Source organism: Longimicrobiales bacterium, assembly GCA_029245345.1.
Taxonomy (GTDB): Bacteria; Gemmatimonadota; Gemmatimonadetes; order Longimicrobiales; family Gaopeijiaceae; genus CALFPJ01.
Genome location: JAQWPM010000012.1, coordinates 269206 through 283305 on the forward strand (window position 1 = coordinate 269206; position 14100 = coordinate 283305).

Here is a 14100-nt window from a genome sequence, read left to right on the forward strand (position 1 = left end):
CCATAAAGACATCTGCACCACTCACGTGGACCCGGTCCGCCCCACTCGTGGGGAACACTCCGCCACCGGGATTAGTTGAACACTCAACGACCTATGCAGGTCGTTCCTCTGTTTTTATCCCCCCGTATTGGCCCGCCTAGTGGCCACTCCGCCCCCCGGAGTTCCCTGTAGACACTACTGAACTCAAGAAAAAGACGGTCGGCGATCTTCACGACCTCGCGGATGAACTGAACATCAGCGACGTCAGTGGCCTCCGCAAGCAAGATCTGATTTTCAAGATCGAGCAGGGGCTGCTGGAGGCCAAGATCGTTCTGACAGGAGAGGGTGTCCTAGAGATCCTTCCAGAGGGGTACGGATTCCTCCGCTCGCAAGATTGGAACTACCTCCACGGGCCTGATGACATCTACGTCAGCCCCTCGCAGATCAAACGCTTCGACCTGCGCACGGGCGATACGATTTCGGGCCAAGTCAGGCCGCCGAAGCGAGGTGAGCGTTATCTGGCACTCCTAAAGGTCGAGTCGCTCAACGGAGCGAATCCAGACGATGCGCCGCAGCGCCTGAGTTTCGAGAGCCTCCGCCCGGGATACCCTGAAAAGCGCTTGAGACTCGAAGTAGACGGAGACGACAGCGCGATCGCCATGCGAGTGATCGACCTCATCGCTCCGGTCGGGAAGGGACAGCGCGGGTTGATCGTCTCCCCTCCAAAAGCGGGTAAGACGACGATCTTGCAGCAAATGGCAAACTCCATCGCGAAAAACTCGCCCGAGGTTCACCTCATCGTGCTCCTCATCGACGAGCGGCCTGAAGAGGTCACCGACATGGTGGAGCACGTGGGCGCAGAAGTCATCGCGTCCACCTTCGACGAGCCAGCCAAGCGGCACGTGCAGGTCGCCGACATGGTGATGGAAAAGGCCAAGCGACTCGTGGAGCAAGGGAAGGACGTGGTGGTCCTTCTCGATTCCATCACGCGGCTGGCCCGTGCTTACAACTCGACCATGCCGCATTCCGGGCGCATCCTCTCGGGTGGCGTCGACGCCAATGCACTCCAGAAGCCAAAACGTTTCTTCGGTGCCGCCCGGAACATCGAAAACGGCGGATCCCTTACCATTATCGCCACCGCTCTGATCGACACTGGGAGCCGGATGGATGAGGTGATCTTCGAGGAATTCAAAGGCACCGGAAACATGGAGCTGGTGCTGGATCGTTTCATTTCCGACAAGCGGATCTATCCTGCGATCGACCTGAACAAGTCGAGTACACGCAAGGAAGAACTGCTCTTGAACTCGACCGAATTGAACCGCGTGTCTCTGCTAAGGAATTTCCTGGCAGACATGCCACCTGCTGAGGCCATCGAGTTCTTGTTGTCCCGCATCAGCATGTCCGACACGAACGCCGACTTCCTCGACGCCATGGTCCAAGGCGTCTGACGTCAGTCTTCGGCATCGCCGTATCGGCTCGTATCCTGACCTGACGTATGCCTCGTCGTGATCTGGCGGCCAACGATGTCCTGTTCAGAGCAGACGGTGCCGATCGTTGACCTTACCGCATTCGCGCACGATCCTTCCGCGCCATGACTGACCTGACCGCCGAAGCCGACCGACGCCTACAAGAGGCCATTGATGCCTCGGACTCCCGCGATCCCCGTGAGTTCTATCGCGAACGGCTCCGTGAATTGAAAGGCTCCAATGCTGAGGGGTACCAAAACGCCGTCGCGTACTACCGCGACACGCTCATCCCGCAGGTGGCCTCAGGTGAGGTCGAGCCGCTGGTCGCTTGGGCCGAATACGGGCGCACGCTCGCTGAAGCAGCAGCAGTGGGGCGGACGGTGAGCATTGACGAGACGGGTCGCGCCCACCCGTACGAAGCACCCATGGACGGTCGCCTGGTACTGCACCTCCCGGATGACCCCAAGGTGCGCGCCATCCTGGTCGGACTCCCCACGGACCTCAGTTCAGCTCAGCGCGTAACCTACGACGCCCTGGTCTTGGGGAAGCAGCGCCGAAAGTAGCGCGGAGCGGTTGAGGGACTAGTCGTCCTCAACGAGGTAAGCCACGCCCCACGCACCGATCCCCAAATGCGTAGCGATCACCGGCGTCGCCGGAGCCGACAGCACTTCAGTGTGCTCTCCGAAACACTCACGCAGCTGCTTGGTGATAGGCGGGACGACCTCTGGAATCCCCACATGCACGACGCCAAAGCGAACATTTTTCGTTCCGGCAGGAATCCTGTCCCTCAGGAGCCGCATGAGTTCGCCCTTGGCCCGACCCTTCCCCCACGCCTTCCCTACGGGTGCCACCCGTCCCTCTTGGTCGAGTCCCAGAATCGGTTTGATGCCCAGGAAGCGCCCCAGTAGAGCTCGGCCTCGGCCCACCCGTCCAGACCGAATCAGTCGCTCGAACGTCTGCACTGTAAACAGGATCCCCGACTGGCGGCGCACCCGATCCAACTCCTCAACGATGTCCTCCGGCTCCCAAGCCAACTCCGCCAGTTCGCAGGCTTTGAGGACCATGAGTCCCTCGAGAAGCGACGCCCCTTTCGAGTCGACCAAATGCACACGGGTACTGTCGAAGCGCCACGCCGCCGCTTCTCCCGAGGCAAAGGTCCCCGAGAGAGTCGAAGAAGCCAGCACACCCAAGATGGACTCACCCTCCTCGGCGGCCCGTGCGTACGAATCGATGAAGTCGGCCGGGGCCGGCTGACTCGTAGTCGGGAGTGCCTCCTGTTCGGCCAACATGCTGTGGAACTCATCGGCCGTGATATCGATCCCATCTCGATACATCTTGTCGCCGTCCACAAGAACAAGGGGCGTCACGTGAATTCCGTGTGCCCGGACGTGCTCTTCTGACAAATCGCATGCGGAGTCTGTGACGATCGCCATCGGCCGGCGGGCCAACTGGATATGACCCCGCGCAGCTCTCTGGACAGTTTCGTGCTGGGCTCGCATGTCCTCAGCCTTGTGCGTTACCAGTTCGCCGAGGCCACGCAGGTAGTCAAAGACTCCGTCCGGTGCGTCCGTGTGGACATGGACCTTCAGGATATCTGCGGAACGGATCACGATGAGAGAATCGCCCATATCACGAAGAACGGCGCGTACCTCGTTCTGAGTGGGAAGGTCTTCTCCTCGAACAAGCGCCTCGGTACAGAAGCGGAACTGCTCCTCGTCCTCCGGATAATCGATGCCGGCCACTCCTTCGTCCCCGGCCGGAGTGCCAGAGGCCAAGGCGGCGACAATCGGATCTCCGTTCACGAGAAGGAGCACCCCTTCGAGCAAGCTCACGAAGCCCTTGGCGCCGGCATCTACGACCCCGGCCCTCTTTAGGACCGGGAGCAACTCCGGGGTATTCGCGAGTGAGTCCCGCGCCCGCTCGACGAGAAGCTCAAGAAGCGGTACGAAGTCAGGAGCCCCTGACTCCCCCGCGGCATCCGCTGTGTCACGGATGACCGTGAGGATGGTCCCTTCTACCGGTTTCTCCAAAGCGTCATAGAGGTTCCTCGCGCCAGCGTCCAACGCCTGGCCGAATCGCGCGGTTTCGACTCGATCGTAGCCCTCCAGGTCCTCGGCAAAGCCCAGGAGGAAGTGGGAGAGCATCATCCCGCAATTGCCCCTGGCTCCGAGTACGGCGGCCTGAGCGGCTTCACTCGCCACGACCGAAACGGAGCGTGCTCGGTGGTTCCTCAGGTGGTCCGCAATGGACTGGACCGTCAATGCCAGGTTCGTTCCCGTATCTCCGTCCGGAACCGGAAATACGTTGATACGGTTCAACTCGCCGCGGAAGCGCTGCGCGTAATCGCAGGCCGCGATTAGGGATCGCCTAAGGCGGGGACCATCCAGGTATCGGATTTGCATCAAGCAGCGGGGAGGCGGTCAATATGGAAATCGCGCCGAATCTAAGGAAGTGGACGCGATAAGGCATCTCGACCCCACTGAGCCCCCACACACCTTCATTCGATGCTCCATCATCGGGGCACCTGAGTGGAACCTGCGGGAGTAGCACCTTGGATCAGGCGCCAATGATTCAACACTGGCTCGTACCCGTCGTACGAGAGGCCGGCCTCGAAGGCGCGGACCAACTGAACATCGGTTCAGATACCGACCTGGTCGCGGTTTGGGACACGGTCGCCATGCGAACCGGACTCTCCGCGGAGCATCTTACGGAGCTCGTCGCGGCCCACTATCGGCTCGAGGTCGCAGATCTCGACAGCGCCGACGCTCACGCCTCTCGACTGATTCCCGGCGTGGTGGCCCGCAAGCTCAACGTGGTCCCGCTTCAATACGGCGATCGGAGTATCATGGTGGCTACGGCGGACCCGGTCAGCCTGGCCGCCGAGCGAGAGATCGGGAGCATCGCAGCCAGGACGGTCCAATTCGTGGTGGCGCCGCCGTCGGAGCTGAGTGCTCTGGTCCGAACGGTCTATCCGGACGAGGGCAAACTCCGACACGAGATTCCACCCCTCACCCTCGAGGCCAAAGGCGGACCCCACATTCTGGTGGTTGATGACGATGCGTCCATGCGACTGCTCATGCGAACGATGCTCGAGACAGCCGACTTCCGCGTATCGGAAGCGTCCGACGGTCCCGAAGCGCTAGAGCTACTTGCGGGGAGCGACCCGTTCGCTCTGGTCACCCTAGACCTGCAGATGAAGGAGATGCACGGACTCGAGGTCCTGCAGCGGATCCGCTCGCGGGTCGCGACTGCGTCGCTGCCCGTAGTCGTCGCCACGGGGTCGGAGGATCCTGCGATAGAGATGCAACTCTTCGAAGCTGGAGCCGACGATTTTGTGGTAAAACCGGCCGACGCGCCGCGTTTCCTACTTCGCATTCAGGCGGTCCTTCGCCGGCGCAGTGCCAATCCACTCGCTGGCCTGTCCTAGCGGAGGTGCCGAAGGCTTGCAACGCCATCCGGCACGGTGTGCATCTAACTTTCTGCACCCCACATCCGTCTAACGCAGTACGATGAGCCAAGACCAACAACCCTCCACCTTCGGCCAGTTCATGGCAGAGATGCGCCGCAGACATGTGGTGCGTTTCGCGCTTGGGTACGCGGCGGTGGCCTTCGTCGTGCTACAGCTGGCAGAAATCGTCTTTCCTGCCTTTGGGTTAGGTGAGGCCGGCCTGCGGGTTTTGGTGATCGTCGTTGCTCTCGGATTCCCACCGGCAACCGTGTTGGCGTGGGTTTTCGATATCACGGCTGACGGGATCAAGCGCACAGAGGGTGATGGAGCGGACAGCGTGGCTCCGCGCCTGGCCCTGCTCGTGATCACCGTCACGGTGATGAGTGGACTCGGCGCTTGGCTCGCGACCAAGGGGATCTTCACGGTACCCGCCTCGACGGACGTCGCAGGCACGCCGGTGGAGTTGGCGATCTACGACCCGTCCGAGGCCATCAATTCGATCGCGGTCCTCCCCCTCGCCGACTTCTCAGAGGGGGGTGACCAGGCGTACTTCACCGCCGGAATGCACGAGGAGTTGATTGCCAAGCTGAGCATGGTCGAAGGTCTCCGGGTCGTATCCCGGACCTCGGTGACTCAGTACGCCGGCACCACCAAGTCCGCGCCGGAGATCGGTAGAGAGTTGGGTGTGGACGCGCTCATCGAGGGATCGGCGACTCGCGTGGGTGACCAAGTGCGCGTCACTCTTCAGATCATCCACGCTCGGAGTGACTCGCACATCCAGACGCTTCAGTTCGACCGCGAGGTCACGAACGTCTTGGCACTTCAAACCGAGATCGCCCACGCCGTCGTGCACGAAATCGAAGGTGAACACGCCGAAACCGCATTCACCGAAGTGGCCATGAACGTCGAGCCGATGGTCCAAGAGGCGTACTTGAAGGGCCGCTATGAGTACGAACGTGGCACGCCCGAAGGGTACCGGATGGCCTTCGACTACTTCCAGGACGCGGTACAGAACGACCCGGATTTCGCGCCAGCCCTCACAGGAATCGCGAGTGCCCGCTTCATGGTCGACATGGAGGACGGCGAGGCCAACCCCGTAGAGGTACAGCTCGCCCGTGAAGAAGCGGCTCAATCGCTCGAGATGGACGCTCAGTCTATTGAGACTCGCGAAGTGCTGTCCCTCATTGAGCGTAGCATCCCGCGCCTCATGCCCGAGGCTCCGGTGGAGGGACAGCCCACGATGGTGCACGTCGTGTCGATCCCTGGCATGGCCGATTCGATCGTCATGGACATCAGCGCGTTCGACACCACTTGGGTCGACGCCCTGACGGGACTCGGAGACAAACTCGAGCGGCTCGTGCGCCTGCGGATGGTGCGTGGGGAAGGAGACGGACTGGCTGAACGGGCTGGAGCCGCGCGACAGCTGTTGGGCGCGGGTCGGTTTGGTGACGCCACGGAGCTCCTGGAAGACGTCGTCTCGGCCAACCCGGAGTCCACTCCAGCCTGGGGCCTTTTGGTGCGGACGCACATGTCTGGAGGAGATCCTATGGGCGCGGTCGGAGCGTCCAGAGATTGGAGTGAATCTGGTGCCTTTGGCGCCCCGAGCGCCGCAGATATCCAGACGCTCGAACGTGCGGTCGCTGAGAGCGGAGCCGCCGGCTATTGGTCCTGGACGCTCGGTCGACTCACCACCGAGCTGGGAGCAGGCGGCCACGTGTCTCACATAGACCTCGCTGCCGCCAACGCCGGCATGGGCGACGACGACGCGGCATTTACGCACCTCGCCGCTGCACTCGCAGATGCCGAACCGGGCCTGCTCACGCTGCGCTCAGATCCGGTCTGGGACGACCTTCGCCGCGACAGTCGGTTCGAAAGTCTCTTGAGTGAAGCCCGGGACCTCCGCTTCTCCCCCACCATGCGTGGTCGGAGAGGCGGAGGCAGAAACCCCGGCAACAACCGCTAGATCACCGAAGGGCTTCAAACACTCCGGTGTCGTGGTTCTTTCGGACGTTGTCCCAGTCGAAAACCCGACCGTTCATGGCCACGTACACTCCGGGCGGAAGTACCTGTGAGACGGACAACGCCCCGCCAAGGTTGAACAGGCCATCCGAGGAACCGAACGCGATCGGGATCATCGCCCCGGTGAGAACGATGGTCTTGTCCCGCACTCGCTCAGCCAGGATGCGCGCGGTATCCACCATGGTGTCTGTGCCATGAGTGATGACGATGTGGGGCTCGGGAGCATCTGAGCAGCTGCTCGCGATGAGGTCGCGATCGGCGTCTGTCATGTCGAGCGAGTCGACCAGCATCAGCGTCCGGACCTTCACGTCCAGGCGACTCCGACCCAGCTCGAGCATCTGCTTCAGATGCGTACCACGGAAGTCGAGTGTGCCGTGAAGCTCATCGTACTCCTTGTCGAACGTCCCGCCGGTTACAAACAACCGAATGGGTCCGAGCCTACGGCTCCGAGAAGCCTGATCGGCCCCGACTTCGTCGTTCCCGTGTGCCACTGATTTCCCCTTCCCTAAGTCGATGGGTGCGGTGGAAAACTCCTCAAGGCCGCCTGGATCCGCCAGGCTCGCGCCAACCGAACATCGTGTCCACGAGCGGTTGCGGGAGGGGCGTCGCGGTATACCCTAGAGGCGACTCCTCCGACCGGACACGCCATGAACTTCGAAGCTATCAATCCCGCCACTGGGGACTTGATCTCAACACACGAGCCTCACACGGCCGCTCACGCTATGGACGCCGTCGGGAGAGCACACGCGGCGCACATGGAGTGGCGGTCTAAGTCGGTGCAGGACCGCACGACCCCACTCCTGGTTCTTGCCGGGATGCTGCGCGCCCGAGCGGACGAATTCGGCCGGCTCATGACGTTGGAAATGGGAAAACCCCTCAGCCAGGGAATCGCTGAGGCGGAAAAGTGCGCCACGGTGTGTGAGTACTACGCCGAGAACGGACCGGCGGCTCTCTCCCCGGTGACTGCACACACAGACGCGAGCAAGAGCTACTGGACGCATCAACCCCTAGGAGTCGTCCTCGGCATCATGCCCTGGAACTTCCCGTTCTGGCAGGTGGTGCGTTTTGCAGCCCCGACGCTGACCGCGGGCAACGCGGTCCTACTCAAGCATGCCCCGAGCGTACCGGGCTGTGCATTGGCTCTCGAGGAGCTGTTCTCAGCAGCTGGATATCCGGATGGGCTCTTCGCGAACGTCTTTACCGACATCCAGACGACCGGCACCGTCATCGACGACCGGCGGATCCGTGCCGTCAGCCTGACGGGCAGCGTGCGCGCCGGACAGTCAGTCGCGTCCAGGGCCGGTGCAGCCATTAAGAAATGTGTCCTCGAGTTGGGCGGAAGCGACCCCTCGGTCGTGTTGGCGGACGCAGACCTGGAGCTGACCGTAGCCAGTTGCGCACTCGGTCGTTTGATCAACACCGGCCAGAGCTGCGTCGCGGCCAAACGGTTCGTGGTGGTGGAGTCCATCCGGGAAGACTTCGAGAAGAGACTCGTCGCAACCATGTCGAAAACCGTCATGGGCGATCCGCTCCGAGACGACACGGACATCGGCCCCATGGCGCGGCTCGATCTTCGAGACGCCCTCCACGACCAGGTCCTTCGGTCCGTGGCGTCCGGAGCCAGACTGGTCTTGGGGGGCACGGTTCCGGACCAGCCAGGAGCGTGGTATCCGCCGACGATTCTGGCAGACGTTCGCCCGGGTATGGCAGCGTACTCCGAGGAACTCTTCGGGCCGGTGGCTTCGATCGTTCCAGCCGCAGACGAAGCCGATGCCGTCCGTATCGCAAACGACACGTCATTCGGACTCGGCGCCTCCATCTACACGACGGACGTCGCTCGCGGGGAGCAGATCGCCGCCGAACAACTGGACGCGGGCAACTGCTTCGTGAACGGGATCGTGAAGTCAGACCCCGGGCTACCCTTCGGTGGCACCAAACAAAGCGGATACGGCCGGGAGCTGTCTCCCCTCGGCATCCTCGAGTTCACCAACACTAAAACAGTGTGGGTGAAGTAGGTCCTTACTTCGGCGCGTCCGGCACTGCCTCCAACATCTCTTTGGCAACGTCCTCGGCAGACCGCATGGTCGACATGTCGAGCTCAAAGTCCGGCCGCCCGGGCGTCTTGAGCTTCTCGATGAGTTCGTGGGCTTCCCGGCCGGACAGGCCCGCTTCTGCTAGCTGTTCAGCGCTCAGGTGGGCACCCGACTTCGCTGCGAGTCCGTCGTCACTCGCCTCGACGAGTTGAGATAACGCGGCGAGCTCTCCGCGGCTCATGGGCTGTCCAACCAAGTCGTAGTCGACCCAAGCCTCGTAGGACAATGGGGCCACACGTTTCACCATTCCGGCAATAATCTGGGCGAAGACCTGGATCTCCCATTGAGCATGGGGATCGGCCCGGAGCGACAAGAAGTGCAGCAGGTTGTGTAAGTCGATCTTCCAATACCACTGGGTATAGGTCGAAAGCGGAAGATCAATCCGAGCGACCTCGCGAGCGACGTCCTCACCGACCATCCACGTGTACCCACCCGCAGCGTCCTCTCTGAGCCGGTCCCAACGCTGGACCGCTTCCTGATACAGTTCGTCGGATGCGTCCGCGTCACGGCCCTGATTGTTCTCCTTACTCTGAAGCGCAAAGTGCTCGCGCTCCGGCATGTAGAAGAGAAGCGGCATCAGACTGTATCGCCCGCTGTACTCGTTCACGGAAGCCGTGCGGTGCCGGATCCACTGACGCGCCACGAACATCGGCATCGCACAATGGAACTTGAACTCGACCATCTCAGAGGGCGTCGTGTGCCGATGCCGGCGTAGATACCGGATCAGGCCTCGGGTCGCGGACACCTTCCGGGTGCCATATCCGTAGCTGACGCGCGCTGCCCGCTCTACGTCTTCGTCTGATCCCATGTAGTCGACCAGCGAGACGAATCCGTGATCGAGCGCGGGAAAATAGCCACCGAGGATTTCCTCAGCTGCTGGGCTTGTGGGCCTCTTCGTTTCCATGCCATCATGTGCGTTAGGGTGCATTTGACGCTGTCGGTAGACCGAATATAGCCGGGCCGTCGCACACCGAAAGAAACGCGCTGGCGGCTATCTTCGGATGCTTGGCCTTTTCTGTTTCTTTCATACCCAATTGTACATTCACGTCTAACAATGCCAAATAATAGCTAGACACGAGCTTGATATTTTGAACTTTGTGGCGAAGATTGTTGGACAACAATTAAGCATACGCACTTACCCTTACGGGGCCCCTTCGTCTGGCGGGGACGCGAATCTCACCGCAACTTGCAGAATCGTCTCTTCAGCGTCGGTATACGTTGAATAATGCAGACTGAGCCGTCCATTCGAACTCGCCTCACCCTATTGGTGAGGGGTGTAGCCCTGCCCCTCGTGTTCCTTGCTGGCTATACAATTTGGACCGAGTTCAATTCGAATCTAGATGAAGCGAAAGGCCAAACGGACCAATTCGCACGGTCCACCGCGGCCGCAGTTCAACAATACGTTCACGGCGTGGTCGAGATCGCGGGCGAACTCGTCGCGAATCCCGAAGTGCGAGCGCTCGACCCTGAGCAATGCCTCGCGGCGTTGACCCCGGTCGTGGAAGCCCTTCCGCACGTGACCAATCTGGTCGTGAACCGGGTCAACGGGCCTCTCGTGTGTTCGGCGGTGCCTCTTCCGGACGACCTCAGTCAGGACAACTCGGACCGTCCCTGGGTACAGGCAGCGATCGAATCGGGCACCTACACTATCGCCGCACCCGCCCCGGGGCCGATTTCCCCGTTCCTGCTCACTTCTATCACGGTTCCGATTCGTGGCGACGAAGATGAGATCACCGGCACCCTAAGCGTCCCACTGGGGATCGCCCATCTTCAGGCACTCGTGGAGATTCCGTTGCCTGAGGGAGCCCTGCTGACGATTACAGATACTACGTACACGGTCATCGCCCGGTCCATCGACCCAGAGGAGTGGGTCAGCAGAAAGCTCCCCCTCGACGACCCGGACGAGCGCTCGGACATCTCCCTACTCACTGGCTACAACACGACCGAAAGCGCCGACGGTGTGCGCCGCCTCTTCGGGTATACAGCGATCGAAGGAACTCCCTGGATCGTGTGGGCCGGTCTCCCGACGTCCATCATCTACGGCCCCACGATCTCGGGCCTGTATCCGAAGCTGGGCCTGGCCGCGCTCACGCTGATGTTCGTGTTCGTCTTCGCGCGCATCATCAACCGGCAAATCCAAACCTCGCTCTCTGGACTAAGCGAGCAGATGAAGGCGGTCGAACCCAGTCTGGATGCCGTCCTGACGGAGTCGGGCCCGTCTGAAATCGCCGACGTAGCACGGCAATACAACGCCCTCCTCCAAGGCAGGCGGCGAGCGGAGGCGCACGCCGCTGCAAGCGCCGACCTCAGCGTCTTGGTCATGCGTTCGACCAACGACGCTTTTTGGGATTGGGACTTGGGCACCAATCAGATCGAATGCAACCCACGCTTCTTCGAGATGTTCGGAGGCGTCGCTTCCCAGCCCGAGGAGGCGATGGTGTTCTGGGCGAACCGAGTGCACCCGGAAGACATAGAGCAGGTGCGTGCCCGCATAGAGGAGGCCCTCGCATCCAAAACCGAGCACTGGACATCTGCGTACCGAATGCGCCGTGCAGATGGCGAATGGGCCGAAATCTCCGACCGCTGTTACGTGGTAAACGATCCGGACGGAGCACCTGTGCGGTTGGTCGGAGAGATTATGGACGTGACCGAAGCTCGTTCCGCGCAGCGCCAAATAGAGAAGGTCAAAGAGCGGTATCAGTCCATTTTACAAAATGCCGCATTCGGCATTTATGTCGCCTCGATGGACGGACAGATACTCGATACGAATCCAGCCTTCCTAAAGCTGCTCGGCGCTGACAAGGCCACTGCCCTGACTTGGACCGACCGCGATTTCTATGTGGAGCCGGCCGACCGAGACCGCCACGTAGAGAGGTCCCTCACCGGCGGTGCATCCCACCCGATTGAGACTCAGTGGCAGACGCCGAATGGCAGGCGCCTCTATATGCGTTTGTTCATCAGCAGCTTCGTCGAAGCCAGTGGCGACATCGCCATCGAGGTCATAGCCGAAGATCTCACGGAACGCCGCCGACTCGATGGGCAATTCAGGAAAGCCCAGAGAATGGAAGCTATGGGGCAAGTGGCTGGGGGCGTCGCGCACGACTTCAATAACCGCCTCACGGTGATTCAAGGGCGTGGAGAAATGATCCGCAGCGAGGTTGAGCACGACCCCGACCTCACGGAAGGCATCAATGCGATTCTCGAGTCGGCAGCGCGCGCCGCAGAACTGACACGTGGCCTCTTGGCCGTCAGTCGAAAGCAGATGTACCGGCCTCAGGTCATCTCCCTCAATGAGTTGGTCGACACGCTCAACCCTGGGCTCAAAACGATCTTAGGGGAGCGATTTGCGCTCGAGGTGTCACAAGAGGACGAACTCCCGTCCGTTTCGGCAGATCCGGGCCATCTGCAACAGGTCTTGGAAAACCTGATCGTGAACGCCAGGGACGCGCAGACGGATGGAGGAACGGTGTTCCTCAAGACGTCCGCCCGGAGCGTATCCGTGGATGAGGCCTCTGAAGTCCCAGGACTGCGAGCCGGGTCCTACGTGGCTCTCTCCATCACGGACCAGGGGCCCGGAATCCCCCCCGAGGTGTTGAACCGAGTCTTCGAGCCCTTCTTTACGACCAAACCGATGGGGATCGGAACAGGGATGGGCCTTGCTGCGGTCTACGGTCTAGCGAAACAGAACGACGCATTCGTTTCGATCGACACGGAACTCGGTCGTGGCACCACGGTCACCCTTCTCGTGCCAGAAGAGGGAAGTGATCCCATCAAGGTCGGAGCGATCGGACAGACGGAGGTCCCCCGCGGGGACGGCTCCCGCGTCCTCGTGGTCGAAGACGAGGAAGGCGTCCGGGTCGTCGTGGTCAGAACCCTCCAGGTGCTAGGGTATGACGTCCTCGAGACCGAAAATGCAGACGCAGCCCTCGACCTTCCAGACGAGGCGCTGGCGTCTCTCTCGGCGCTGGTCACCGATGTGATTATGCCCGGTATGCAAGGACCGGAACTCGCTGACGCATTACGTCTCCGCTTCCCGGACCTTCCGACCCTGTTCATCTCCGGATATCAGGATCAATCGGGGGCGTTCGACTTCGAACCGGGATCGGGGCTGGCCTTTTTGGCCAAACCATTCACGCCACAGGAGCTGGGCTTTGCGTTGGCCGACCTCCTACGCAGTCTACCCGTCTCCTCAGACTAGTTCGCAGCACCGGCGTCGAGTCCCCAGGGACGGACGAAGTCCTCGGGCTCCACTCCCAGAGCGTCCGCTATCCGCGTGATGTAGTTGAAATATCCGATCACCTGAGTCGCGTCATGGATCGCACAGTCGTCAAATCCGTGTGACCTCAGCACATCGAGGTCTTCCGGACCCACACCGTTTTGGTCGTGCGTGAGTTTTACCGCGTAGGCACATAACGCTTGATCCGCCTCACTCAAGTCGGCCTCTCGCCAATCGCGCGCGATCGCGTGAACGAAGTCGTCCCTCTCGTTGTCACTCCTAAACAGCTCCGTGACCTCTTCCCGGAGGTCGTGCGCGTGCGCCTGAGTTCAGTAGAAGCAGTCGTTCGTCCTCGAGGTGACGACCGCCAACATCTCCCTCCTCCATCGGGTCAGGGGCGAACGCCCGAACATAATGGCGGCGTAAAACTTCATCGAAGAATCCATCGCTCGGGGGTTCAGGCTCATGATATGCACGATGTGCCATATCCGACCTGCTCGCTCGAGCGCTTCGTCGAAGAGTTTCTTGAGGAGACCGGTGGCCTCCCCGACGGGGATCTGTTTGATATGAGGCATGACGGAATCTAGGTCGGAGATCGCCGAGTGAACCACATCGGCCTTCTTCTCGTAGTAGTAAGCTAGACACCAGGAGGAGGTCACCCGTGGGTCAGTGCCAGGGAAAGACAAAGAAGGGCGACCAGTGCCGTCGTGACGCGAAGGGCGACACTTCGTTTTGCTCCATCCATCAGGACCAAGAGGTGCGCGAGCGCTTCCCACCCAACAGTGAAGAGTGGGATCATGATTCCATAATGAAGGCGGCAATCGGGTTCGCCTTGGTCGGGGCGGTCCTCTTTTTCCGCTTCCGCCGCTAGCATCTACG

11 protein-coding genes and 1 pseudogene are annotated in these 14100 nt (G+C 61.2%); 7 read left to right on the top strand and 5 right to left on the bottom strand.

Features of this window, described 5'->3' with window-relative positions:
• The first annotated feature begins 167 nt into the window (after positions 1-167).
• Positions 168-1427, top strand: a pseudogene (rho, locus tag P8L30_04270) (transcription termination factor Rho).
• A gap of 143 nt (positions 1428-1570) precedes the next feature.
• Positions 1571-2008: a hypothetical protein gene (locus P8L30_04275; GenBank protein ID MDG2239392.1), complete on the top strand. Its 438-nt coding sequence runs from the start codon at positions 1571-1573 to the stop codon at positions 2006-2008.
• An 18-nt stretch (positions 2009-2026) separates the two neighbouring features.
• Here P8L30_04275 and P8L30_04280 read toward each other — a convergent pair whose 3' ends face one another.
• The gene (locus P8L30_04280; protein ID MDG2239393.1) at positions 2027-3847 is read right to left on the bottom strand and encodes a DegV family protein; all 1821 of its coding nucleotides are present in this window, start codon (positions 3845-3847) and stop codon (positions 2027-2029) included.
• A gap of 149 nt (positions 3848-3996) precedes the next feature.
• On the opposite strand from P8L30_04280, the gene P8L30_04285 reads away from it, so the two are divergent.
• Entirely contained in the window at positions 3997-4872 is an 876-nt protein-coding gene (locus tag P8L30_04285; protein MDG2239394.1) for a response regulator, read from the top strand.
• Positions 4873-4954: 82 nt separating this feature from the next.
• The gene (locus P8L30_04290) at positions 4955-6856 is read left to right on the top strand and encodes a hypothetical protein (GenBank protein MDG2239395.1); all 1902 of its coding nucleotides are present in this window, start codon (positions 4955-4957) and stop codon (positions 6854-6856) included.
• A 1-nt stretch (position 6857) separates the two neighbouring features.
• On the opposite strand, the gene P8L30_04295 is transcribed toward P8L30_04290, so the two are convergent.
• Positions 6858-7403: an asparaginase domain-containing protein gene (locus tag P8L30_04295; GenBank protein ID MDG2239396.1), complete on the bottom strand. Its 546-nt coding sequence runs from the start codon at positions 7401-7403 to the stop codon at positions 6858-6860.
• Positions 7404-7559: 156 nt separating this feature from the next.
• On the opposite strand from P8L30_04295, the gene P8L30_04300 reads away from it, so the two are divergent.
• Positions 7560-8927: an NAD-dependent succinate-semialdehyde dehydrogenase gene (locus P8L30_04300; protein ID MDG2239397.1), complete on the top strand. Its 1368-nt coding sequence runs from the start codon at positions 7560-7562 to the stop codon at positions 8925-8927.
• A 4-nt stretch (positions 8928-8931) separates the two neighbouring features.
• Here P8L30_04300 and thyX read toward each other — a convergent pair whose 3' ends face one another.
• Positions 8932-9909: an FAD-dependent thymidylate synthase gene (thyX, locus tag P8L30_04305; GenBank protein ID MDG2239398.1), complete on the bottom strand. Its 978-nt coding sequence runs from the start codon at positions 9907-9909 to the stop codon at positions 8932-8934.
• 507 nt (positions 9910-10416) lie between these two features.
• Here thyX and P8L30_04310 point away from each other — a divergent pair.
• On the top strand, positions 10417-13203 hold the full coding sequence (locus P8L30_04310) for a PAS domain S-box protein (GenBank protein MDG2239399.1): 2787 nt from the start codon (positions 10417-10419) through the stop codon (positions 13201-13203).
• Here the strand turns inward: P8L30_04310 and P8L30_04315 are convergent.
• Positions 13200-13439, bottom strand: coding sequence for a hypothetical protein (locus tag P8L30_04315; protein ID MDG2239400.1), 240 nt, complete (start codon positions 13437-13439; stop codon positions 13200-13202). The two genes, P8L30_04310 and P8L30_04315, sit on opposite strands and share 4 nt — an antisense overlap.
• A gap of 111 nt (positions 13440-13550) precedes the next feature.
• Positions 13551-13796: a hypothetical protein gene (locus P8L30_04320; protein MDG2239401.1), complete on the bottom strand. Its 246-nt coding sequence runs from the start codon at positions 13794-13796 to the stop codon at positions 13551-13553.
• A gap of 86 nt (positions 13797-13882) precedes the next feature.
• On the opposite strand from P8L30_04320, the gene P8L30_04325 reads away from it, so the two are divergent.
• The gene (locus tag P8L30_04325; protein ID MDG2239402.1) at positions 13883-14092 is read left to right on the top strand and encodes a hypothetical protein; all 210 of its coding nucleotides are present in this window, start codon (positions 13883-13885) and stop codon (positions 14090-14092) included.
• Positions 14093-14100 lie beyond the last annotated feature (8 nt).

What these genes read in the sequence shown, in the direction of transcription:
- P8L30_04300 (MDG2239397.1), top strand. Translation starts at nt 7,560, where the DNA reads ATGAACTTCGAAGCTATCAATCCCGCCACTGGGGACTTGATCTCAACA.
- P8L30_04320 (MDG2239401.1), bottom strand. Translation starts at nt 13,796, where the DNA reads ATGCCTCATATCAAACAGATCCCCGTCGGGGAGGCCACCGGTCTCCTC.
- P8L30_04280 (MDG2239393.1), bottom strand. Translation starts at nt 3,847, where the DNA reads ATGCAAATCCGATACCTGGATGGTCCCCGCCTTAGGCGATCCCTAATC.
- P8L30_04290 (MDG2239395.1), top strand. Translation starts at nt 4,955, where the DNA reads ATGAGCCAAGACCAACAACCCTCCACCTTCGGCCAGTTCATGGCAGAG.
- P8L30_04275 (MDG2239392.1), top strand. Translation starts at nt 1,571, where the DNA reads ATGACTGACCTGACCGCCGAAGCCGACCGACGCCTACAAGAGGCCATT.
- thyX (MDG2239398.1), bottom strand. Translation starts at nt 9,909, where the DNA reads ATGGAAACGAAGAGGCCCACAAGCCCAGCAGCTGAGGAAATCCTCGGT.